The organism is Ruegeria sp. N11, from assembly GCF_056531525.1.
Window position 1 is genome coordinate 120,162 of sequence record NZ_JBQFLX010000010.1, and the last position, 22,132, is coordinate 142,293.

Here is a 22,132-nt window from a genome sequence, read left to right on the forward strand (position 1 = left end):
ATTTGGGTTGTGCGCCAAATGAGCGCGAGGGTCAAACAGCTTGTTTTCGCTGCAATCTTTCGGGCAATCCATTGGCCCAAGCGCTGATTGTACCAGCGCCGAGGCAGACAACCATGTCGCCCGGACGGGCCTGTTCCCGAACAAGGCGTTCCAGATCGTCCTCACTCAGGATTGCGCGGGAATGGCGGTGGCCATGGCGGATCAGGCCTTGCACCAGAGCATCGCGCGAGGCGCCTTCGATCGGGTCTTCCCCGGCCGCGAACACCTCGGCGATGGCGACCACGTCGGCGTCGTTGAAGCAGGTGCAGAAGTCATCAAACAGGTTCGACAGGCGGGAATAACGGTGCGGTTGGTGCACGGCGATGACACGGCCGTCGGTGGCCTGACGGGCCGCCTTTAGCACGGCAGCGATTTCAACCGGGTGGTGGCCGTAGTCGTCGATGATGGTGACGCCGTCGACTTCCCCAACCTTGGTGAAGCGGCGGTTGACACCGCCGAAATTCGCCAGCGCCTCGCGGATTTCCGACGCCTTCATGCCCAGATGACGGGCGACGGCCACGGCGGACAAGGCGTTCGAGACGTTGTGGTCGCCCGGCATCGGCAGGGTGCAACCTTCGATCACTTTGTCTTCGTATTGCAGGTGGATGTCGAAATGCGCCACACCGCCCTTGTAGGTCAGGTTCACTGCCCGCACATCCGCCTGCGCGTTGAAACCGTAAGTGCGGACGCGGCGATCGGTGATGCGGCCCACCAGCGCCTGCACTTCGGCATGGTCCGTGCAGCAAACGGCCAGACCGTAGAACGGCAGATTCGTGACGAATTCATAGAACCCGTCGCGCAGGGTGTCGAAATCGCCCCAATGCTCCATATGCTCGGGGTCAATATTGGTTACGATGGCGATGGTCGCGGGAAGGCGGTTGAACGAGCCGTCGGATTCGTCGGCCTCGACCACCATCCATTCGCCCTGCCCCATGCGCGCGTTGGAGCCATAGGCGTGGATGATGCCGCCATTGATCACGGTGGGGTCGAAATCGCCCGCCACCATAAGTTCGGCCATCATGGTGGTTGTTGTGGTCTTGCCGTGGGTTCCGGCGATGGCGACGTTGGATTTCAGGCGCATAAGCTCGGCCAGCATGTCGGCGCGGCGGACGACCGGAAGACCCTGCGCACGGGCTTCGTCCAGTTCGGGATTGCCCGGCTTGATCGCGGTCGAGACAACGACCACAGCAGCGTTCTTCAGGTTTTCGGCGCGCTGACCCACGAATATCTCGGCCCCCAGACCGGCCAGACGATCCGTGATCTTGGACGCTTTCAGGTCAGAGCCCTGAACCCGATAGCCAAGGTTCAGCAACACCTCGGCGATGCCAGACATCCCGATCCCTCCGATCCCGACGAAATGGATCGGGCCTACGTCCTGCGGCAGTTTGGTTGCTGGGGTCATGCGGTCTCCTTCTGCGCCAGATGTTCGACAAGGGCTGTCAGTCGCTCGGTTGCGTCCGGCGCCCCCGCGGACAAGGCGGCACGGGCCATTTTCTGTGCGGCTTCGGGGTTGGTCAGAACCGTGGTGATTTGCTGTGTCAGCGAGGCAACGTCAAGTGCATTTTCGGGGATCATGATCGCCCCGCCCGCCTGAACCAGTCCGCGCGCATTGGCGGTCTGGTGGTCCCCTGCCGCGGCAGCAAAGGGGATCAGGATCGAGGGGCGGCCGATCACCGAGATATCGGCGACGCTGGATGCGCCCGAACGGCTGATGACCAGTTGGGCATCTGACATGCGGCGGGGCACATCGTCGAAAAAGGGCCGAACATCGGCGCGAATGCCGTGGTCGCCGTAGAACGCAGTGACCCGTTCGCCATCTTCGTCGCGCGCCTGATGAGAGACGCGGATATGGTTGCGGATATCTTCGGGCAGTGCGGCGATGGCTCCGGGCACCATATCGCTGAGGATGCGTGCGCCCTGCGAGCCACCCATCACAAGGATCGACATCGGGTAATCACCCGGCGGGATATACCCTGCGGCGGCCCGATCCAGAACAGCGGCGCGAACCGGGTTGCCGGTATGGATGCCATGTGCACCTTCGGGCAGATCGGTGGGCCAGACGCCGCAGGCCACTTGTGCAACACGGGTGGCGAACAATTGGTTCACACGGCCCAGTACCCCGTTCTGCTCATGGATCATGCGGGGGATTTTCAGCATCGTCGCCGCGCCCAACGCCGGAATCGAAGGATAGCCGCCAAAGCCCACGACCACATCCGGGCGGTCGCGCATCATCTGAAACGCCATCCCCGTCACACCGGCGGCGATCCGGGGCCCGACCATCGCCTTGGCCGCCAAGCCACCACGTGCGAAAGTGGCCGAAGATGCCTCGACAATCTCGGTCGCGTCAGGGAAGGCGCCGGTGTACCGGGCACCACGTGCATCGGTGGACAGGCGCACGCGCCATCCTTTTTGCAGCATCGCCTCGGCCAGCGCCTGCGCCGGGAACATGTGGCCCCCGGTGCCGCCCGCCGCAATCAGAAGGTAGGGTTTGCTCATCAACCTCGTCCGCGCAGAATATCACCCAGTTCGCCCTGTGGGCGGGTGCGGGTAAACGCCAAAAGCATGCCGACCGCAATGCCGCCTGCAATCAGCGATGAGCCGCCGTAGCTGACGAACGGCAGCGTCATGCCCTTGGCCGGCAACAAGCGCACGGCAACGCCCATGTTGATCATCGCCTGAACACCGAACATGCAGGCCAGACCGGTTCCGGCCAGACGGATGAACATGTCTCGCTCGCGCATCAGGCGCAGCAGCGACCGCACGACGATAAGTGAGTATAGCGCGATGATGATCAGAACCAGGATCAGGCCATACTCCTCGGCCGCCACGGCGATGATGAAATCCGTATGCGCGTCGGGCAGCGACCATTTCACCTGCCCTTCACCGACGCCGACACCGAACAGCCCACCCTCGCGGATGGCGTTGGTGGCATAGCCCAACTGGGTGGTCGGATCGACCTCCTGGTTGAGGAAACCGTCAATACGGCGGGCGAAGTGTTCCGAGTTCGAATAGGCGAACATGCCGCCCAGAACCACAAATGCAGCCATGCCGACCAGCAACAGCATAGGTGCGCCTGCCACAAAGTACATAACACCCCAACCAAACAGGATCAGGCACGCCTGCCCGAAATCGGGTTGCATCACCAGCATTCCGACAATCGCCATGCACAGCGCGAAAGACCACAACCGCCCCGGCGGGCCGTTGATTTCCTGTGATGCGGCAAGAAGCCATGCAGCCACGACAACAAACCCGGGTTTCAGAAACTCGGACGGCTGCAGCGAGGCAAACCCCAGCGAATACCAGCGCACCGCGCCTTTGCCGAAATCGGTGCCGAAGACGGGCAGAAAGGCCAGAGCCACAAATGAAGCCAGAAAACCCAGCACCGCCAGGCGTCGCACCAATGTCGGCGACATCATCGAGGTCAGCAGCATTGCGATCAACGCCAATCCGCCGAAAAACGCCTGACGTTCGACATAGTGGAACGGGTCGAACCCGTTGCGCCCCGCCAGTGGCGGTGATGAGGCAAGCCCCAGCAAAAGCCCGATGACAAACAGGATCAGAACGCAGGACATCGACCAGCGATCAATCGTGCGCCACCACTTTGGTAGAATCGGTTCGCCGCGCTGGTCCTGGACCGCGCCATACACCATCTCAGTCATGAGATACCGCCACTTTCTGCCTCGTTCACGTCCCGTTTTCGGGATCTGATTGAGAGTCTAACGCGATTTTTGCGTTTGGGCCAGTGGAATGAGGGCGGTCAGCGGAATTCCCATCGCGAGAATGCCAGGGGCTCCGTGCCCCCACGACTGTGGTACGGGTGGACCTCAGGCCTCAGAAACCAGCGGCTTGCTGTTTTTCAGATGACGCTTGACCAGTGTCCGCGTTTGCCCTCCGGTTCGCGGGATGAGCCGCGCCATTTCGGGCGCATAGGTTTCGGACATGATCTCGGGAAACAGTTCTGCGATTTCGGCGGTGGCCTCTTCACCTATGCTTTTGAGGGCCTGTGGTCCGGTGAACAGGCTTTCCGACGGCGCCCCTTCGGCAAAAATCACCTCATGCCGATCAAACAGCATGTGAAAATACGTCACCTGCTGGTCGTCTTCTACGATGGAAATACCAGGCATCCCAACCAGCTCGTGCGCAGGCACCAGAACCTCGTGCTTGGAAAACATTCTGGCCGCGATCGGGGATCGGACCAGCATCCGATGCTGCCTGGACACTCGCAGGTCGTCTTTGGGCAGACCATTCCCAAGCGCGCCCCTTGTGATCCGAACCGGCCGCAGCTTTGGCTTGACCTGCAAATCAATGCTGTCCAGTTCGCGCGAACCGATCCAGCGGATTAACTGCGGCCCATTGTCCAGGGTCGTAACCACATCGCCCGGCTGCAAGGTCTCGATCAGGCGTGGACCATCAGGCGTCTGGATGCTTGTCCCTTCCACAAAGCAAGGGACAACAGTGTCGACATCGATGTCCGGGCCATTGTCTATAATGGCGGTGATGGTCAGCGTCGTGTTCAGGGGCGGTATGGTCCCGCCGATAAAGCCCAGAAAATAACCGTCCTCGCTGTCGACCCCGATCGAATTTCCATCCCCGTCGAGGTCATAGTCGAAAAGGCCGATCTGGTAAGTATTCGTGCCGTCCGTCACCGAAACGGTGAAATCCCAGAAGATGATCTCTCCGTTCAGGGTCTGGGTCGGGTCGTTGCCGGTCTCGTTTGAGATGTTGTCGCCATCGATAATCGTGGCGTCTGCGCCGTCCTGGATCGTGATCTGGCTGTAGGCCGATATCTGGAACGTGGATCCCACGACACTGGATGAAGCCCCTGCATCGGACAATGTGCTGTCAGACCGAAAGGCACCATATACGTTCGTGGGCATGCGGCCCCTCCACCAAATTTATTAACGCAGACAAATCGTCACTTTACCGAAGAATTCGTAGGATTTGAGGCTCGTGCAGGTCAAGTGCCGCCGCGGGAAAACTTCGAAGTTGTGACCGGCAGGCAAGTCCTCGTCGTGTCGATCGCCTGTTGGAAAGGCCGAAACAAAAGAAATTGGGGCGTTGGAAAACATCTCGGCCTTGCGGTTGCGGGAAAACCGGGCCATGCGCTTGCACATGACCTTTGACACGATCATCCTTGGTGCCGGAGCCGCCGGCATGATGTGCGCCGCCCACTGTGGCGGGCGTGTTCTGGTGATCGATCACGCCAAGGCAGCCGGAGAGAAAATCCGCATCTCGGGCGGTGGGCGCTGCAACTTTACCAACATGTATGCGGGGCCGCAGAACTTCCTGTCGCGAAACCCCCATTTCTGCAAATCGGCGCTGGCGCGATATACGCAGTGGGATTTTATCGATCTGGTAAACCGCCACGGCATCGCCTGGCATGAAAAAACTCTGGGTCAGCTGTTCTGTGACGGGTCGTCAAAGCAGATCATCCAGATGCTGCTGGACGAGATGCAGCGTGCGGGGGCCGAATTGTGGATCCGAACCGAACTGAATGACCTGCGCAAGACCGAAGGCGGCTTTGCACTGGAGGTCGAGCGTGAAGGTAAGCGTCTGAGCCTGACCTGCGCCAATCTGGTGCTGGCCACGGGTGGCAAGTCGATCCCCAAGATGGGCGCGACCGGGCTGGCCTATGACATTGCTCGGCAGTTCGGTCTGCGGCTGACGGAAACGCAGGCGGCGCTGGTGCCTTTTACCTTTTCGGACGGCAAGTTCCGGGACCTGTCGGGCGTGTCCCTGCCCGCACGGTTGTCAAACGCCCGGACCAGTTTTGACGAGGCACTGTTGTTCACCCATCGCGGCCTCAGCGGACCATCGGTGCTGCAATTGTCGTCCTATTGGCGCGAAGGTGAGACGATCAGGGTGAACCTGATCCCGGATCTGCCGCTGTTCGACATGCTGCGGGACCAGCGGCAAAGCGGTGGCCGCAAGGCCCTGACCACGGAGCTGGCGCGCCACCTTCCCGCGCGATTGGTGGATTACCTGAAACAGTACATCCCGATGCAGGGCAATCTGGCGGATCAGTCCGATGCCGCGCTGAACGACCTGATCGCGGCCCTGTCCGACTGGCAACTGACGCCTTCTGGCACGGAAGGCTATCGCACGGCCGAGGTCACGCTTGGCGGAATTCACACCGACGATCTGTCGTCCAGAACGATGGAGGCCAGGGATGTCCCCGGCCTCTATGCGATTGGCGAAGCGGTGGATGTCACCGGCTGGCTGGGCGGTTACAACTTCCAATGGGCGTGGTCTTCGGGCTACGCCGCCGGAACTGCAATCGCGGGGCGTTAGCCGACGACGTTGTACCCGCGTCCGCGCATGCAGTTGCGCACGATAACTTCCTTGTTCTGGTTTTTCGCGATGACATCCGCGCCCGCACCGATCACCGCGCCGGCGGCGGCGGCCCTGCCCAGGTTAGAGCTGCTGTCCTGAATGATGGCGGTCGTGGCGGCAGCACCCGCTGCGCCGATCGCCGCGTTGCCGGCGGTCGAGCCGTCAACGCTGGCCTGCGACGCCGCCAGCTGCTGGCATTGCGCCAGATCCGAGTTGTAGTTCGGACCCACAGGTCCATCGATGACCGGTTGGTAATTGGCACCGGAGTTGGCGCAGGCGCCCACCAGAACAAGTGCGGGAACGACCAGAAGTGACTTGCGATTGAACATTTTCGTGACCTCGTATTGATTTACCCGCAGGTAATACCGCCAGGGACAGTCTTCAAGCAGGCAGGGTCCAAGCCTGCCCGAACCGGCGGCCTATTGCAAACGCGGCTCAATCCAGCCGTTGGCGCACCTGCGCGGTGAAGTCATCTCCGCGCTGCTCGAAATTGTCGTACTGGTCGAAACTGGCCGCTGCCGGAGCCAGCAATACCGTCTCACCCGGCTGCGCGTCCTGCATCGCGCGCTCGACCGCCGTGGCCATCGTGGTGCAGATTTCGGTTTCGACCTCAAGTTGCATGGCGAATCCTGCGGCCTCGCGCCCGATCACGTAGGCTTTGCGGACCTGATCCTTCACCTCGTTCAGGCCGGACAGGCCACCGTCCTTTTCCAGCCCCCCACAGATCCAGCGGATGTTGCGGAACGCGCTCAGCGCTTTTACCGCGCTGTCCACATTAGTCGCCTTGGAATCGTTCACATAGGTCACATCGTTCGCTTCGGCGATGATCTGGCTGCGATGCGGCAGGCCGGGATAGCTGTGCAGGGCCTGCTCGATCATTTTTGGCGCAAGCCCCACTGACCGGCAGGCAGCATAAGCGGCGCAGGCGTTCTGGTGGTTATGCGCCCCTGGCAGTCCCTTGATCCCACGCAGGTCGATTGATCCGGCCTGGCGCCCCTTGCGGTACTCCGACAGGAACCCCTTGCGGGCAAAAACCTGCCAGCCCGGCCCGGTCAGCTTGCGCGCAACCGATACCCGGATGACGCGGTCGTCGGCAGGGCCTTCGGACATCTGACCGGCCAGAAACGCGCCTTCGGCCTCATCCACGCCGATGACCGCGCGATCCGGTCCGCCTTCGGCAAACAAGCGGCGCTTGGCGGCGAAATACCCGCCCATACCGCCATGGCGGTCCAGATGGTCGGGCGAGAGGTTGGTGAACACAGCCACATCCGGCGTCAGCGCACGGGCAAGTTCGGTCTGATAGCTGGAAAGCTCAAGCACCACGACCGAACCATCACCGCCGGGATCAATATCCAGCACTCCGCGTCCGATATTCCCGGCCAGCTGCGCCTCGCGACCGGCCTCTGTCAGGATATGGTGGATCAGCGCTGCGGTGGTGGATTTGCCGTTCGACCCGGTTACGGCGATCACACGTGGCGGGGTGTCAAAGCTGTTCCATGTCTGATCCGCGAATGACCGGAAGAACAGGCCGATATCGTTGTCGACCGGCACACCGGCCTCAAGCGCGGCCGCCACGACCGGGTTGGGTTCGGGATAGAGATGCGGAATGCCGGGGGAGACGATCAGAGTGGCGATGTCATCGAAGGCCCCATGACGCCGCAGATCGGCACAGGTGAACCCTTCGCCTGACGCTATGTCACGCGCCGTCGGATTGTCATCCCAGCAGATCGCATCGGCCCCACCCGCCCGCAGCGCGCGCGCCGTGGTCAGACCGGACCGGCCCAGCCCCAGAACCGCAACTTTCTGCCCTGAAAACCCTTTGACCGGGATCATGCCGCCACCCTTCCTTCGACCTTCAATTTGCCGCCACACTGCGCAGAAGACCTGAGCGAAGGCAAGGGTCCGGAAAGGCTCGCGCGGCAGCGCGAGCCGGGCCCAACAGGTGACCAGGCGGACCGCAGGTCCGCCGAACCTGGCGGGAGCGTTAGCGGACCTTGAGCGTCGCCAGACCGATCATCGCCAGGATCAGCGAGATGATCCAGAAGCGGATGACGATGGTGGGTTCCGCCCAGCCCTTTTTCTCGTAATGGTGATGGATCGGCGCCATCAGGAACACGCGGCGGCCTGTGCGTTTGAAATACAGCACCTGAATGATCACGCTCAGCGCCTCGACCACGAACAGCCCGCCGACAACCGCCAGTACCAGCTCGTGTTTGGTGGCCACGGCAATTGCGCCCAGCGCCCCGCCCAAGGCCAAGGATCCGGTGTCACCCATGAAAACCGCAGCCGGCGGCGCGTTGTACCACAGGAACCCAAGCCCCGCGCCAAAGAGCGCCGAGGTGAAGATGAAAATCTCACCTGTGCCCGGCACGTAGTGCACGTCCAGATATTCGGTGAAGTCGACCCGCCCCACCGCGTAAGCGATGATGCCCAGCGTCGAAGCCGCAATCATCGCGGGCATGATCGCCAGACCGTCCAGACCATCGGTCAGGTTCACCGCATTGGCGGCCCCGACAATCACCACGATCGAGAAGGGAATATAAAAGATGCCCAGATTGATCAGCGTGTCCTTGAAGATCGGCAATGCCAGCTGGCTTTGCAGCATTTCGGGGTGATTCAACGTCGCCCAAAGCGCCGCCAGGGCTGCAATGATGATGCCCAGCGCCATGCGCATTCGGCCGGAAACGCCTTGTGTGTTCTGCTTGGACACTTTGGCATAATCGTCGGCAAAGCCTATGGCCGCATATGCCAGGGTTACGAACAGCACCATCCAGACATACGGGTTGTCCCATCGCGCCCAGATCAGCGTCGATGTCACCAGCGCCCCAACGATCAGCAACCCACCCATCGTGGGCGTTCCGGCCTTGGAAAAATGCCCCTCTGGGCCATCATCGCGGATCGGCTGACCTTTGCCCTGCTTGCGGCGCAGCACGTTGATCAGCGGTTTGCCGAACAGGAAGCCGAAGATCAGCGCCGTCATGAAGGCACCGCCTGCACGGAAGGTGATATACCGGAAGAGGTTCCAGAAATCTCCTCCGTCCGACAGGCCGGTCAGCCAATACAACATAGCGATACCTTTCTCACGCGGTGGTCACGGGGGCAAACGCTCATGACCCGGGCGCGCCCACTTGCCCCATTTTGCGCAAACCGTCAACAATACGGGCCAGCGCCATGCTTAGCGAGCCCTTGGCCAGAACGGTGTCTCCATCCCGGACCAGTTCCGGCAGGCGGTCGGCCATATCGGCGCTCGTCTCAAACCACAATCCCCGTTTTTCTGCGGGCAACGCCTGATGCAACGACTGCATCAGCGGGCCGATGCAATGGATCTGATCGACCTCGCCCATGGCAGGCAGGTCAGCCATACCGGCGTGCATGGCGATTTCCTGTGCGCCCAACTCCTTCATATCGCCCAGAAATGCGATCCGGCGGGAGCCGCGCGACGCGGCCAGTACATTCAGCGCCGCCTCCATCGAGGTGGGGTTGGCGTTATAGCTGTCGTCGAGCAGTTCGATATTGCCGCCATCAGCCAGGGTGATCTGCTCGCGCACACCACGCCCTTTGACCGGCGACCATTGCCCCAGTCCAGCGATCGCCTGATCCAGGTCCACACCCATTTCGACACAAGCTGCCAATGCACCCAATGCGTTCATGGCAAAATGCAGACCAGCGGACCTGACGCCAAAACGGATCGTTTTGCCGCCCACCATTGCCGTTGCGGAAACCGAATCGACCTCCTGTGCCGCGCCTTCCAGAATGAAATCCTGCCCATCGCGGCCAAATTCGACTGTTTTCAGACCGAGCTTCTGCGCACATTCCCGCAGGATGTGCGCGTGTTCGATGTCCGCATTGACGATGGCTGCGCCGCCTTCGGTCAGTCCCTCGAAAATCGCAGCTTTTTCACGGGCGATAGCAGCGACCGACTCGAAAGCTTCGAGGTGAACCGCCGCCACAGTCGTCACCAGCGCCACATGCGGCTTTGCCTGCCGCGCCAGCGGCGCAATCTCGCCCGGGTGGTTCATGCCGATCTCGATCACCGCAAACTCGGTGTCGCGCGGCATCCGGGCCAGCGTCAACGGCACTCCCCAGTGGTTGTTGTAACTGGCGACGCTGGCATGGGTCCTGCCCTGCGTTTCCAGAATCGTTGCAAGCATTTCCTTGGTCGAGGTCTTGCCGACACTGCCGGTCACGCCGACAACTTTCGCGTTTGTCCGGGCGCGTGCGGCCTGCCCCAGCGCTTCGAGCCCCGCCTGAACATCGTCGACGATCAGCAATGGCGCGTCGTCTGGAACGCCATCCGGAATACGCGAGACCAGCGCTGCGCCTGCGCCCTTCTCGAGCGCCTGCGCCACAAAGTCGTGCCCGTCACGCGCGGCCTTCAGTGCGACAAACAGATCGCCCGGCTGGATGGTGCGGGTGTCGATGGACACGCCGTTTGCTTCCCAGTCAGAGGTCGCACGCCCGCCGGTTGCCGCGGCAGCCTCAGCCGCTGTCCAGAGCGTCATGCCACCCTCCCGTCCAGTGCGGCCACGGCGATACTGGCCTGTTCCGCATCGTCGAACGGCAAAACCTGATCGCCGACAATCTGGCCCGTCTCGTGCCCTTTGCCCGCAATCAGCAGCGCGTCACCCGGTTGCAGCGCGTCGATGCCACGCAGGATGGCTTCGGCGCGGTCACCCACTTCGGTGGCTTCCGGCGCGCCATCCATAACGGCGGCACGGATGGTGGCCGGATCTTCGCTGCGCGGATTGTCGTCGGTGACAAAGACGATGTCAGCGTGATCAGCCGCAGCCCTGCCCATCAGCGGGCGCTTGGTGGCATCCCGGTCCCCGCCCGCGCCGACGATGGCGATCAGGCGACCCATGACATGCGGGCGCATCGCTTTCAGCGCCGTGGCGACCGCGTCAGGCGTGTGGGCGTAATCGACAAAGACCGCAGCCCCGTTTTCGCGGGTTGCGGCAAGCTGCATCCGCCCGCGAACCGTTGTTAGGTACGGCAGGGTTTCGAACACACGCTCGGGTTCATCCCCGGCCGCGATGACCAGCCCGGCGGCCAGCAGTACGTTTTCGGCCTGAAACCCCCCGATCAGGTTCAGGCGGGTCAGATGCGTTTTGCCCTGCCACGAAAACCGCAAATCCTGCCCGGTCGCGTCAAAGCGCTGGTTCATCAGGCAAAGGTCCGCATCGCCGAGCCCGACTGTCAGGACCGTCTGACCGCGCTGTTCGGCAATTCGGCGCACCTGGGCGCCCTTGGGATCGCTCAGATTGACGACTGCCGTTCCATCCTGCGGAAGAACCCGGTCGAACAGGCCCATTTTGGCGGCGAAATACGCCTCGAACGTTTCGTGGTAATCCAGATGATCCTGCGTGAAGTTCGAGAATCCGGCGGCCGCCAGGTGCACACCGTCCAGGCGGCGCTGCTCCAGCCCGTGCGAGGACGCCTCCATCGCGGCGTGGGTCACGCCATTTCCCGCTGCCGCCGCCAGACAGCGATGCAAGGTGATAGGTTCCGGCGTGGTGTGGGCCAGCGGTGCGGTCCATGCGCCTTCGACACCGGTGGTGCCGAGGTTCACGGCGGCGTGGCCAAGTTCAGTCCAGATCTGGCGGACAAACGTGGCAACCGAGGTTTTGCCGTTGGTCCCGGTGACGGCCACGATGGTTTGCGGCTGCGCGCCGAACCACAGGGCCGCCGCGCCTGCCAGCGCCTGACGCGGATCTTCGACAACAATCAGAGCCGCGTCCGATGCAGCCAGTTCACTGGCCGCGATCTCAGCGCCCCTTGCATCGGTCAGGATGGCGGCGGCTCCCATGCGCAGAGCGAACTGGATGAATTCGCCCCCATGAACGCGTGTCCCGGGAAGCGCTGCGAAGAGAAAACCGTCTTTGACCTCGCGGCTGTCAACCGCCAGACCGGTGATGTCGGGATTCGCGCCGCCCCGTGCGGTCAGGGCCAGTTGGCTTAGTTTCTTTGACCTTGCGCCCATGACCCACCTCTTGTCCGACGGCCTAGTTCGAGGTCAGCGTTATAGCAGCGCGCGCCTGAGGCTCAAGCCGGGGTCTGAGGCCCAGCAAAGGTGCGACCCGGCCGATCAGTTCGGCAGCCACCGGGACGGCCGTCCAGCCTGCCGTGCGGCGTTTTTCGCCATAGGCCACGATCGACGGCTCATCGAGCGTGACGATCAGAACGTATTTCGGGTCGTAGGCCGGGAAGATCGTCGCAAAGGTGGCGATGACCTTGTCGTCATAGTAGCCGCCGCGCGGTTTTGGCTTGTCGGCGGTGCCGGTTTTGCCCGCGACATCATAGCCTGCAACTTCACCAAAGCTGGCGGTCCCGTCCGTCACGACCTTGCGCAACATCCTCTGGGCCTGCTGCGCCGCATTTTCCGACAACACGCGGGGCCCGTATTGCGGACCGTTCTTTCGCAGGATCGTGGGGCTGACATAGTGGCCGCCATTGGCGATCGACGCATACCCGGCCGCCAGATGCATGGGGCTGGTCGACAGGCCATGGCCGTATGAGATGGTCACCGTGCTCAATTCGCCCCATTTCTTGGGTTTCAGGGGCGCGCCACCTGCGGCCTCGACAATTTCGAACGGGGTGGGTTCGAACATGCCCAGCGATTCAAGGAAATCCTGTTGTCGCTGTGCGCCAATTTGCAGGGCCAGACGCCCGGTGCCCCGGTTCGAACTGTGGACGATCACGTCCGCCACGCTGATCTTGCCGTAGTTCTTGCCGTTGAATTCACCAATCGGAAAGCGCCCGATCTTCATCGGACCCGAGGTGTCGATGATGGTGTTCGAATTCACCAGCCCAAGCTGGACCGCCTGTGCGGCGGTGAATATCTTGAAGACCGATCCCAGTTCGTAGACACCCTGAACATAACGGTTGAACAGCGGGCTGTCCGAGGGATCAAACCCCGAAGTCGGCGGGCGCGGACGGTCATTGGGGTCAAAGGACGGCAGGGAGGCCGCCGAAATCACCTCACCCGTGTGGGCGTTCATCAGGACAGCCGAAGCACCTTTGGCATTCATGATCTTCATGCCGCCGTAAAGCACCTGTTCGACCGCGGCCTGAACGGTCAGGTCCAGCGACAGTTGCAGCGGCTTGTTTCCGTTGGCCGGATCGCGCAGATACTCGTCAAACTGTTTTTCAACACCGGCAACGCCAATCACCTCAGCCGCGCTGACGCCTTCGCGACCAAACCCCGACCCACCGAGGATATGCGCGGCCAGCCTGCCGTTCGGATACAGCCGCATCTCGCGCGGGCCGAACAGGATACCGGGGTCGCCAATGTCGTGCACCGCCTGCTTTTGCTCGGGTGAGATACGTTTCTTGATCCACAGAAACTTGCGGTTGCCGGTGAAATCCTTGACCAGACGATCCTTGTCGAGATCGGGGAAGATGGCCACAAGCTGATCGGCGGCGGCAACCGGGTCGATCATCAGCGGGGGCTGGGCATAGACCGAATAAGTGTCCAGATTGGTCGCCAGAATGCGCCCGTCGCGGTCGACAATATTGGCGCGCTGCATGGCGATGGCCGCACCGGGGGCGCTGGCCAGTGGCTCCTGCGCTTCGGACGTGGCAAGCATTCCCATCCGCACGCCAACGACCGAAAAAGCGCAAAAGAAGAACAGCCCCAGCACCAGAAGACGCCCTTCGGCACGGGCGCGGGCGCGGTCTTTCATGCCCTCGTGACGTTGGCGAATGTTCTCGCGCTCGATGGCCTTGGGATTTTCGCCCCGGGCGCGGGCGTCAAGGATGCGGGCCAGTGGGCGCAGAGGCGTGCGGGTCATGGAAACTGTACCTCGCCCAGCGCCTGAATGCTTGTGATGGCCTGCAGTTCGATCGGATCTACGATCGGCAGGTCGGGGTCTTCGGCATAGGCGATCTGGTCGGCGCGTCCGAACTGCTCGGCCCGCAGCGGCAGCAGACCAAGCCGTTCAAAGTTCAAATCCGCCAGTTCGCGCAGCCGGTCGGGTCGGTTCAGATAGGCCCATTCGGCGTTCAGCACGGCCAGCCGAACCTGCGCCATGCCAATTTCACGTTGCAGACCTTGCGTCTCCTTCAGTACCTGCTGGGTGCGGTAATTCTCCTGATAGGCCCACAACGCCAGTCCGAACACGGACAGAGCAGTCAACACATACAGAACACTCTTCATCTTGCCCTTCCCCCCAGTTGCGGCATGCCGATTGCACGGGCGTCAATTTCCCCTGCAGGCGCCTCGGTTCGTACAGCCACACGCAGCTTGGCCGAGCGTGCGCGCGGGTTTTCCTGCAATTCCTGATCATCCGGACCGACGGCTTTGCGGGTTTTCAGGGTGAATTGCGGCTGTTCCTGTTCCATCTCGGGCGCATAGCGATTGGCGCGGCCCGTTTTCCCTGCGCGCGCCTGGAAGAACCGCTTGACCATCCGGTCCTCGATGGAATGGAACGTCACCACCGCCAGTTGCCCGCCCGGCTTCAGCGCGCGTTCTGCTGCCATGAGGCCCTGAAACAGTTCCTCGTATTCGGCGTTCACGGCAATGCGCAGCCCCTGAAAGCTGCGGGTCGCCGGGTGCGACTGCCCCGGTTTCGGGCGCGGCAGGCAGGATTCGATGATTTCAACCAGACGCAGGGTCGTTGTGATCGGAGCATCCGTCCGCGCCCTTGCAATCGCTTTGGCGATGCGGCGGCTGGCACGTTCTTCGCCATAGTGAAACAGGATGTCGGCCAGTTGCGCCTCGGTTGCGGTATTCACCAGATCGGCTGCGCTTTCGCCATCCTGACTCATCCGCATGTCCAGTGGACCGTCCTTCATGAACGAAAATCCACGCTCGGCCTGATCCAGTTGCATGGACGAAACACCAAGATCCAGCACGACACCGTCCAGATCCTGAGCGTATTCATCCAGTCGCGAGAAAACGCCCGGCTGCATCACCAGCCGGTCGCCGTAGTCACCCGCCCATCCGGCTGCCATCTCAAAAGCCAGCGGATCGCGATCGACACCGATAACCTTGTCGGCGCCAGCCTCGAGCAGCGCACGCGTGTACCCGCCCGCACCAAAGGTTCCGTCCAGCCAAACGCCCGAGACGGGCGCAACGGCGGCCAGCAAAGGACGCAGCAAAACGGGGATATGGGGTTTGTCGGAAGGGGACCCGGCGCCGGCCATGCCGTTACGCGTCCCCGACGCCGTCTAGGAACTCCAGAGGATCGAAGTCCTCGGGCTGATCGTCCAGCCAGTCTTCGGCCGCGGCCAGTTCTTCGGTCTCGTAGGTTTCGGGCTTCCAGATCTGGAACGTGTCGCCGGCGGCGATAAAGAAGGCCTCGTTCTCAAGCCCGATCTTGTTGCGCAGCTTGGCCGGCAGGACCAGACGCCCGGTTTCGTCGACCGTTGTCGGGAAGGACTGGCCATGGAACATACGCTGCAGCATCTTGCGCTGCATCGAACCGCGCGGCAGTGCATTAATCTTTTCGTCGACCTCGTCGATCGCCTGCATTGTATAGCATTCAAGGAACTTGCGGCGGTGATCCCCGTAGACAATCACCAGTTCGGGGGTATCTCCAGGTTGCCAGTTGGGGTCCGAAGCCTCTAGCACACGGCGAAACGAGGCCGGGATCGATACCCTGCCCTTCGTATCCACCTTGTGGTGGCTTTCACCTCTGAACCTGCGCGCCAAGACGACTGTCCCTTTCGCTTGCGCCCCACTTGATCTTTACGTTCCCCCCCTGATGAAAAACGGCGGGTTGATCTGCTGCCACTGATCAACCCGCCGCATTCGCCCGCTGTGCGGGGATGTCCAGCTGCGCGCGCCACCTGGGGGGATGTCTGCTCGCCCGCGCGCCGGATCTGTTAAGTGATGAAAGCGAGATGCCTGTATGAAACCTGATTATTTTTGGTCGGGGTCGTTTGTTGCCCCATCTGCCTCGTCCTCATCGGATGTATTAGGGATGACATGGGAAATCATGGAAATCAACAAGTTTTTTGGGCACTGACGCATTCTGAACGCAATCCACACGCGAAAAATCAACATAAACTTCACCAATGGGCACCATAAATAGATACTCTTTGCCGACTGCACACAACATATCCACAGAATCTGCTCAACCCAAATTGTCCCATGATTTCCCAGAAAATTCGAATTCTCCTTACATCGGTTGGCAAAAAATCGGTATTTTGCCGAACACCGCCTCGAATCAACCGTGTCGAATGGCGCAGTTTCCCCACACACATCGCAAGAACACCGGCAGCCCATGAATTCCCATCCGGAATGCAAGGGCCCCTTAACATGTGAATGTGCATGTGCCGAACGATCGGCCTGGACACCATTTCCATTCCGCCATCACGCCCATGCGCCGGACAGCTTCACCCAAATGCACACCCGCCGAAGCCCCAAAGGTGACCCTACGGCACCCGCTGCCCTTGGCCGCGACCGCCCCAACAATTTGATATCTATGCATTTGCTGCATAGCGGCATTGACGACGCCCGCTATTGTGCATCTGCAGCATTTGCCTATTTTCATCCTCAAGCAAACGCCGGAACACTTCGGCAAACGATCAAGTCAGAGGCATTGAAAATGGCAGTCGCAACCAACCACTCCGCGCTTGGCAATGCACCGGCAACCGGGCTGGTGGCACTGTTTGAAGCAGTAAAAACACGTTTTGTTCGCTATCGCCTGTACCGCCAGACACTCAACGAACTGTCGGGCCTGTCGAACCGCGAACTGGCCGATCTGGGCCTGCAACGCTCGATGATCCGTCAACTGGCCCTGCAGGCCGCTGCGGATTACACCGCGCAGTAAGCGCACAACAGATTAACGAGATCAGGTCCGTCCTCCTCCCTTTGGACCTGCATTTCGGCGGCGGCATCTCTCCTCCTCCCTGATGCTGCCGCCCCAAATACCGGCCCTGACAGCCGGGACATGACACATCGGGGCTCTCCTCCTCCCTACCCCGATGTTGAAAGCACGCGGCGACACTTATTCTCCTCCCTTGTGTCGCCGCGTCTTCCTCATACCGGGATCAGACCCGGGTTCGGATACATCGGGGCCTTCCTCCTCCCTGCCTCGATGTTGAAAAGAACGGCGGTTCCCCTTCCTCCTCCCTGGGAACCGCCGTTTTTTGTTTGTGCTTGTGTGTGTAAGGTGAAGCCGGAACCGAAGTTTCAGGAGTTTCCAATGGCTGCATATTTCATCGCCCAGATCACAATTCACGACCCAGACGGATACCAGAAATACCTTGAAGGGTTCATGCCGGTCTTTGACAGGCACGGAGGTCGCCTTCTGACAGTGTCATCCAAACCAGTGGACGTGATCGAGGGCACCTGGGCTGAGGAAGGGATAGTCCTTATGGAGTTTCCGTCGATCGAAGCCGCAAAGGCATGGAAAGACGATCCCGACTACGTCGAACTGGCGAAAATCCGGCACGCGACCGCGACGGCAAACATGGTTCTGGTCGAAGGCCTTTAAAACGGAACGTCATCCTTGGCGGACAGAAAGCGCGAGACAACCTTCTTCATGCCCGCCTTGTCAAAATCGACCTCGACCTTGTCCCCTTCAATACCGATCACTGCGCCATAGCCAAATTTCTGGTGGAATACCCGTTCGCCCAGCGTGAAACTTGCCACCGCGGTCGCATCGATGACGGTGTTGCGGCTTTCGCGCGGTTGCGACATGCCATACTGGCCCTGCCGCGCCTGCATCCGTTTCCAGCCGGGCGAGTTGTAAACGTTTGCTTCGGCGGCGCGGGCTTCAATCCCGGCCGTGGTCTGACCGCCACCGTAGAGACCCGGAGGCGTCAGAACCTCCACATGATCTTCGGGCAGCTCATCGATAAACCGGGACGGCATCGAATTCTGCCATTGACCAAAAACGCGCCTGTTGGCGGCAAAGGAAATCGTGCAGACCTCCTCCGCGCGGGTGATGCCAACATAAGCCAGCCGCCGTTCCTCCTCGAGGCCCTTGAGGCCAGCTTCGTCCATCGACCGTTGCGAGGGGAACAACCCGTCCTCCCACCCCGGCAGGAACACAGCGGGAAATTCCAGACCTTTGGCGGCATGCAGGGTCATGATCGACACTTTCGCGCCATCCGATTCCTGCTCGTTATCCATCACCAGACTGACATGTTCCAGAAAGCCCTGCAGGTTTTCAAAGTTGTCCAACTGATTGACCAGTTCCTTGAGGTTTTCCAGCCGCCCCGGGGAATCTGGATTCTTGTCGTTCTGCCAGTGCGCCGTATAGCCGGATTCGTCGAGGATGATCTGCGCCAGTTCAATATGAGTATGTTCCGGTTCGCCAAAACGAATGGGAGCGGTGCCATCATCAATGACGGAATCGTCGTCAACCTCGATCCTTGGACCCCGGGTCATTGCGTTCCAGCGGGCCAGCCCATCGACAAGCTGGCGCAAGGCCGTGCCGCCCTTGCCCTTGATCAGCCCTAGTTCGACCGCGACCCGCGCGCCTTCGACCAGAGAGACGCCATTCTGTCGGGCGGTCGCCTGAATCGTCTGCTGCGCCTTGTCGCCGAGGCCACGCTTGGGCGTATTCACGATCCGCTCGAACGCCAGATCGTCTTCGGGGCTGATGACCAGCCGGAAATAGGCCATGGCATCGCGGATCTCCATCCGCTCATAGAACCGCGGGCCGCCGATGACCTTGTAGGGCAATCCAATGGTCAGAAAACGGTCCTCGAAGGCACGCATCTGGTGGCTGGCGCGCACGAGAATGGCGATTTCATCAAGGTTCATCGGCCGCACGCCACGGGTGCCGCCCTGCATCGCGTCGATTTCCTCGCCAATCCAGCGCGCTTCTTCTTCGCCATCCCAATGGCCAATCAGCCGGACCTTCTCGCCGTCCTGCGCGTCGGTCCAAAGCTCTTTGCCCAGGCGATTTTCATTGCCGCGAATGACATTCGACGCGGCGGCGAGGATATGCGGGGTCGAGCGGTAGTTCTGTTCAAGCCGGACGACATAGGCGCCGGGGAAGTCTTTCTCGAACCGCAGAATGTTGCCCACCTCGGCCCCGCGCCAGCCATAGATCGACTGGTCATCATCGCCCACGCAACAGATGTTCTTGTGACCGCCCGCCAGCAACCGCAGCCACAGGTACTGGGCGATGTTGGTGTCCTGATACTCGTCCACCAGAATGTAACGGAACCACCGCTGGTATTGTTCCAGCACATCCGCATGTATCTGAAAGATCGTGACCATGTGCAAAAGCAGATCACCGAAATCCACCGCGTTCAGCTCGCGCAGACGGGTCTGGTACTGGGCGTAAAGGTCGACGCCCTTGTGATTATAGGCTCCGGCATCAGCAGCAGGTATCTTGTCGGGTGTCAGTGCACGGTTTTTCCAGTCATCGATGATTCCCGCCAGCATCCGCGCAGGCCAGCGCTTGTCATCGATATTGGCCGCCTGCACCAGTTGCTTGAGCAGGCGCAACTGGTCGTCGCCATCCAGAATCGTGAAGTTCGATTTCAGCCCCGCAAGTTCGGCGTGGCGTCGCAGCAGCTTGACGCAAATCGAATGGAACGTGCCAAGCCACGGCATCCCTTCGGCAGGCTGGCCGAGCAGGCGGCCGACACGCTCTTTCATTTCACGCGCAGCCTTGTTGGTGAATGTCACCGACAAGATCTCGTTGGGGCGCGCGCGACCGGTATTCAGCAGGTGCGCGATCCGGGTCGTGAGTGCCTTGGTCTTGCCGGTCCCTGCCCCGGCCAGCATCAGAACCGGACCGTCAAGCCGTTCAACCGCATCGCGCTGCGCCGGGTTGAGATCATCCAGGTAAGGCACGGCACGCGCGGCCATTGCCTTTTGGGACAGCGATGCGCCCTCGAAGGCGTCCATTTCGTCAAAACTGCTCATGCCCCCAAACTACGCCGGATGCGGCCCGAGGGAAAGGGTTTGTTCACGGCTTGTTCACAAAGAAATCGCAGAAGATAATATACTGGATTCCAGATTAAACCTTTGTGTACATCCGGCGATCTTACCTTTCTGCAAAAGTTTGTTTCTGATGCCCGGTCCATTGCTGTGGGAGAGCATATGACGAAGCAGGCGACATGGGCAGTGCGAAGTTCGCGGCTGAAAATGGTAGGCGTTTCGCAGATGCTTATCGCCCTAACGGCAACTGCCGGTTGGGGGATTTACGCCGTACCCGCGCGCGAAGGGTGTCCTGCCCATCTTCAATACCACCGTCGAATATAATTGGCAGGTCCGTCGATGCCTTGACCCGCGCAGAAAAAGTACGGCAGGCGGTTGAATCCGTTGCGGTCAGATATAGTGAAAAATCCCTGCCCCGCATTACGATTTCGGTGGGGGTCGCCCATTACCCGGCGCACGAAACCATGCCGCAGGATCTTCCGCGCGCGGCGGATGAAGCGCTCCATACCGCCAAGGACCGGGGCCGAAATCAGGTGCAGGTCGCCAGTTCCGCGTCCTGCGGCGCAGACATCGGGGACAGCCTGGTTCGGAACAAGGGGGTCAAAATCAAACCGTCTTCCTCGACAGCCGCTTGAAAAACTTGCCGAATCGCGCGGCAAATCGGATCAATCCTCATGGACCTGCACAGTGCATATCCCGGCATTGCCGATTTGAAACGACTTGCGCGGCGTCGGTTGCCGCGCTTTGTCTGGGAATTTGTGGAAAGTGGCACCGGCGCTGAAACCCTGATCCGGCGCAACCGCGAAGCGCTGGACCGGGTTACACTGACCCCGTCGATCCTGCATGGCGAACTGGAGTTCGACACAAGCAAGAAGCTGCTGGATCACGACTGCGCCCTGCCGTTCGGTATCGCCCCCATTGGAATGTCGGGGTTGGTCTGGCCGGATGCCGAAGGCATATTGGCCCGCGCTGCGGCCGCGGCCAACATACCTTACACCTTGTCTACGGTCGCCAGCCAGATGCCCGAAGATCTGGCCGGCCACATCGGCGAAAACGCCTGGTTTCAATTGTATCCGCCTCGAGATCCCGACATCCGCACCGATATGCTGGCCCGCGCGCGCGATGCGGGATTCCGGACGCTGGTGCTGACTGCGGATGTACCGGTTGCATCTCGGCGCGAACGGCAGGTGCAGTCCGGGTTGACGCATCCGCCAAGGCTGACACCGCGCCTGCTGGCACAGATTGCGCGATGCCCGGCCTGGGCAAGGGGGATGCTGCGTAGGGGACCACCCAGAATGCGCACGCTCGAGAAGTATTCGGACAGTAGCCTCAACCTCCCTCCTACGTCACATATCGGGTATCTTCTGAGAACGTCGCCGGACATGGAGTACGTGTCCTGGCTGCGCGACAACTGGGATGGCGCGTTTGTCGTCAAAGGCGTCCTGCGGCCGGAAGATGCCGTTTCGCTGCAAAAGGCGGGCGTTGACGCCATATGGGTGTCGAATCACGGCGGCCGTCAGTTTGACGGCGCGCCCGCCAGTATTGACGCGCTACCGGCCATACGCGCAGCGACGGACCTGCCGATTATCTTTGACAGTGGTATTGAAGGTGGGCTGGACATCCTTCGCGCGCTGGCCCTTGGCGCGGATTTTGTCATGCTGGGGCGTGGGTTTCTCTTTGGTCTGGCGGCGTTAGGCGAACGCGGCCCCGCTCATGTCATCGACATCCTGCGGCAGGATCTGAAGGCCAATATGGGCCAGTTGGGCCTTGCAAGTTTACAAAATGTGACATCTGCAATCACAAATATTGATGCTGCATCGCAGCATGTGTAAGTAGATTGCGCCAACAGGCGGCGTTTGCGAGCGATAACATGCCGGTTCTACCCAGAACGACTGATATACGTGCGCGTAT

At 61.0% G+C, this 22,132-nt stretch carries 18 protein-coding genes and 1 pseudogene; 5 read left to right on the plus strand and 14 right to left on the minus strand.

Annotation, left to right across the window (positions count from 1 at the left end; all coding sequences use genetic code 11):
* Nucleotides 1-31: 31 nt before the first annotated feature.
* The 4 genes from murC to ACR0J8_RS12575 form a co-directional block, all read right to left on the minus strand.
* Nucleotides 32-1,441, minus strand: a complete 1,410-nt coding sequence (gene murC / locus ACR0J8_RS12560) for a UDP-N-acetylmuramate--L-alanine ligase (protein ID WP_480525126.1) — start codon at nucleotides 1,439-1,441, stop codon at nucleotides 32-34.
* Nucleotides 1,438-2,535: a UDP-N-acetylglucosamine--N-acetylmuramyl-(pentapeptide) pyrophosphoryl-undecaprenol N-acetylglucosamine transferase gene (locus ACR0J8_RS12565; RefSeq protein WP_480525124.1), complete on the minus strand. Its 1,098-nt coding sequence runs from the start codon at nucleotides 2,533-2,535 to the stop codon at nucleotides 1,438-1,440. The genes murC and ACR0J8_RS12565 overlap by 4 nt, the downstream gene beginning before the upstream one ends.
* Entirely contained in the window at nucleotides 2,535-3,698 is a 1,164-nt protein-coding gene (gene ftsW / locus ACR0J8_RS12570; protein ID WP_480525122.1) for a putative lipid II flippase FtsW, read from the minus strand. The genes ACR0J8_RS12565 and ftsW overlap by 1 nt, the downstream gene beginning before the upstream one ends.
* 165 nt (nucleotides 3,699-3,863) lie before the next feature.
* Entirely contained in the window at nucleotides 3,864-4,916 is a 1,053-nt protein-coding gene (locus ACR0J8_RS12575) for a Hint domain-containing protein (protein ID WP_480525120.1), read from the minus strand.
* Nucleotides 4,917-5,151: 235 nt separating this feature from the next.
* Between ACR0J8_RS12575 and ACR0J8_RS12580 the strand changes: the two genes are divergently transcribed.
* The gene (locus tag ACR0J8_RS12580) at nucleotides 5,152-6,330 is read left to right on the plus strand and encodes a BaiN/RdsA family NAD(P)/FAD-dependent oxidoreductase (RefSeq protein WP_480525282.1); all 1,179 of its coding nucleotides are present in this window, start codon (nucleotides 5,152-5,154) and stop codon (nucleotides 6,328-6,330) included.
* Here the strand turns inward: ACR0J8_RS12580 and ACR0J8_RS12585 are convergent.
* The 9 genes from ACR0J8_RS12585 to mraZ form a co-directional block, all read right to left on the minus strand.
* Entirely contained in the window at nucleotides 6,327-6,701 is a 375-nt protein-coding gene (locus ACR0J8_RS12585) for a glycine zipper family protein (RefSeq protein ID WP_170677948.1), read from the minus strand. The genes ACR0J8_RS12580 and ACR0J8_RS12585 overlap by 4 nt on opposite strands.
* 106 nt (nucleotides 6,702-6,807) lie before the next feature.
* Entirely contained in the window at nucleotides 6,808-8,205 is a 1,398-nt protein-coding gene (gene murD / locus ACR0J8_RS12590) for a UDP-N-acetylmuramoyl-L-alanine--D-glutamate ligase (protein WP_480525118.1), read from the minus strand.
* 151 nt (nucleotides 8,206-8,356) lie between these two features.
* Nucleotides 8,357-9,439 (minus strand): phospho-N-acetylmuramoyl-pentapeptide-transferase, encoded by a 1,083-nt coding sequence (gene mraY, locus ACR0J8_RS12595; protein ID WP_170615220.1) that lies wholly within the window; start codon nucleotides 9,437-9,439, stop codon nucleotides 8,357-8,359.
* 40 nt (nucleotides 9,440-9,479) lie between these two features.
* Entirely contained in the window at nucleotides 9,480-10,874 is a 1,395-nt protein-coding gene (locus tag ACR0J8_RS12600; protein WP_170806606.1) for a UDP-N-acetylmuramoyl-tripeptide--D-alanyl-D-alanine ligase, read from the minus strand.
* The gene (locus ACR0J8_RS12605) at nucleotides 10,871-12,352 is read right to left on the minus strand and encodes a UDP-N-acetylmuramoyl-L-alanyl-D-glutamate--2,6-diaminopimelate ligase (RefSeq protein ID WP_480525116.1); all 1,482 of its coding nucleotides are present in this window, start codon (nucleotides 12,350-12,352) and stop codon (nucleotides 10,871-10,873) included. The genes ACR0J8_RS12600 and ACR0J8_RS12605 overlap by 4 nt, the downstream gene beginning before the upstream one ends.
* Nucleotides 12,353-12,374: 22 nt before the next feature.
* Nucleotides 12,375-14,162, minus strand: a complete 1,788-nt coding sequence (locus ACR0J8_RS12610) for a peptidoglycan D,D-transpeptidase FtsI family protein (protein WP_480525114.1) — start codon at nucleotides 14,160-14,162, stop codon at nucleotides 12,375-12,377.
* Complete coding sequence (gene ftsL, locus ACR0J8_RS12615) at nucleotides 14,159-14,527, minus strand: cell division protein FtsL (protein WP_170615212.1); 369 nt, start codon at nucleotides 14,525-14,527, stop codon at nucleotides 14,159-14,161. Before ftsL ends, ACR0J8_RS12610 begins: the two co-directional genes overlap by 4 nt.
* Nucleotides 14,524-15,516 carry a 16S rRNA (cytosine(1402)-N(4))-methyltransferase RsmH gene (gene rsmH / locus ACR0J8_RS12620; protein WP_480525112.1) on the minus strand — a complete coding sequence of 331 codons (993 nt, stop codon included), beginning with the start codon at nucleotides 15,514-15,516 and terminating at the stop codon, nucleotides 14,524-14,526. The genes ftsL and rsmH overlap by 4 nt, the downstream gene beginning before the upstream one ends.
* Before the next feature lie 4 nt (nucleotides 15,517-15,520).
* The gene (mraZ, locus tag ACR0J8_RS12625; RefSeq protein WP_170677960.1) at nucleotides 15,521-16,024 is read right to left on the minus strand and encodes a division/cell wall cluster transcriptional repressor MraZ; all 504 of its coding nucleotides are present in this window, start codon (nucleotides 16,022-16,024) and stop codon (nucleotides 15,521-15,523) included.
* Between the two features lie 898 nt (nucleotides 16,025-16,922).
* Between mraZ and ACR0J8_RS12630 the strand changes: the two genes are divergently transcribed.
* Both ACR0J8_RS12630 and ACR0J8_RS12635 read left to right on the plus strand, forming a co-directional pair.
* Nucleotides 16,923-17,147 (plus strand): DUF1127 domain-containing protein, encoded by a 225-nt coding sequence (locus ACR0J8_RS12630; RefSeq protein WP_170615206.1) that lies wholly within the window; start codon nucleotides 16,923-16,925, stop codon nucleotides 17,145-17,147.
* A 375-nt stretch (nucleotides 17,148-17,522) separates the two neighbouring features.
* Entirely contained in the window at nucleotides 17,523-17,813 is a 291-nt protein-coding gene (locus ACR0J8_RS12635) for a DUF1330 domain-containing protein (RefSeq protein WP_480525110.1), read from the plus strand.
* Here ACR0J8_RS12635 and ACR0J8_RS12640 read toward each other — a convergent pair.
* The gene (locus tag ACR0J8_RS12640) at nucleotides 17,810-20,206 is read right to left on the minus strand and encodes an ATP-dependent helicase (RefSeq protein WP_480525109.1); all 2,397 of its coding nucleotides are present in this window, start codon (nucleotides 20,204-20,206) and stop codon (nucleotides 17,810-17,812) included. The genes ACR0J8_RS12635 and ACR0J8_RS12640 overlap by 4 nt on opposite strands.
* A gap of 353 nt (nucleotides 20,207-20,559) precedes the next feature.
* Between ACR0J8_RS12640 and ACR0J8_RS12645 the strand changes: the two are divergent.
* Nucleotides 20,560-20,856 (plus strand): annotated as a pseudogene (locus ACR0J8_RS12645) (GGDEF domain-containing protein); the annotation flags it as partial.
* A 39-nt stretch (nucleotides 20,857-20,895) separates the two neighbouring features.
* Nucleotides 20,896-22,053: an alpha-hydroxy acid oxidase gene (locus ACR0J8_RS12650; protein WP_480525107.1), complete on the plus strand. Its 1,158-nt coding sequence runs from the start codon at nucleotides 20,896-20,898 to the stop codon at nucleotides 22,051-22,053.
* Nucleotides 22,054-22,132: the final 79 nt, after the last annotated feature.

What these genes read in the sequence shown, in the direction of transcription:
- murC (WP_480525126.1), bottom strand. Translation starts at nt 1,441, where the DNA reads ATGACCCCAGCAACCAAACTGCCGCAGGACGTAGGCCCGATCCATTTC.
- ACR0J8_RS12565 (WP_480525124.1), bottom strand. Translation starts at nt 2,535, where the DNA reads ATGAGCAAACCCTACCTTCTGATTGCGGCGGGCGGCACCGGGGGCCAC.
- ftsW (WP_480525122.1), bottom strand. Translation starts at nt 3,698, where the DNA reads ATGACTGAGATGGTGTATGGCGCGGTCCAGGACCAGCGCGGCGAACCG.
- ACR0J8_RS12575 (WP_480525120.1), bottom strand. Translation starts at nt 4,916, where the DNA reads ATGCCCACGAACGTATATGGTGCCTTTCGGTCTGACAGCACATTGTCC.
- ACR0J8_RS12580 (WP_480525282.1), top strand. Translation starts at nt 5,152, where the DNA reads ATGACCTTTGACACGATCATCCTTGGTGCCGGAGCCGCCGGCATGATG.
- ACR0J8_RS12585 (WP_170677948.1), bottom strand. Translation starts at nt 6,701, where the DNA reads ATGTTCAATCGCAAGTCACTTCTGGTCGTTCCCGCACTTGTTCTGGTG.
- murD (WP_480525118.1), bottom strand. Translation starts at nt 8,205, where the DNA reads ATGATCCCGGTCAAAGGGTTTTCAGGGCAGAAAGTTGCGGTTCTGGGG.
- mraY (WP_170615220.1), bottom strand. Translation starts at nt 9,439, where the DNA reads ATGTTGTATTGGCTGACCGGCCTGTCGGACGGAGGAGATTTCTGGAAC.
- ACR0J8_RS12600 (WP_170806606.1), bottom strand. Translation starts at nt 10,874, where the DNA reads ATGACGCTCTGGACAGCGGCTGAGGCTGCCGCGGCAACCGGCGGGCGT.
- ACR0J8_RS12605 (WP_480525116.1), bottom strand. Translation starts at nt 12,352, where the DNA reads ATGGGCGCAAGGTCAAAGAAACTAAGCCAACTGGCCCTGACCGCACGG.
- ACR0J8_RS12610 (WP_480525114.1), bottom strand. Translation starts at nt 14,162, where the DNA reads ATGACCCGCACGCCTCTGCGCCCACTGGCCCGCATCCTTGACGCCCGC.
- ftsL (WP_170615212.1), bottom strand. Translation starts at nt 14,527, where the DNA reads ATGAAGAGTGTTCTGTATGTGTTGACTGCTCTGTCCGTGTTCGGACTG.
- rsmH (WP_480525112.1), bottom strand. Translation starts at nt 15,516, where the DNA reads ATGGCCGGCGCCGGGTCCCCTTCCGACAAACCCCATATCCCCGTTTTG.
- ACR0J8_RS12630 (WP_170615206.1), top strand. Translation starts at nt 16,923, where the DNA reads ATGGCAGTCGCAACCAACCACTCCGCGCTTGGCAATGCACCGGCAACC.
- ACR0J8_RS12635 (WP_480525110.1), top strand. Translation starts at nt 17,523, where the DNA reads ATGGCTGCATATTTCATCGCCCAGATCACAATTCACGACCCAGACGGA.
- ACR0J8_RS12640 (WP_480525109.1), bottom strand. Translation starts at nt 20,206, where the DNA reads ATGAGCAGTTTTGACGAAATGGACGCCTTCGAGGGCGCATCGCTGTCC.
- ACR0J8_RS12650 (WP_480525107.1), top strand. Translation starts at nt 20,896, where the DNA reads ATGGACCTGCACAGTGCATATCCCGGCATTGCCGATTTGAAACGACTT.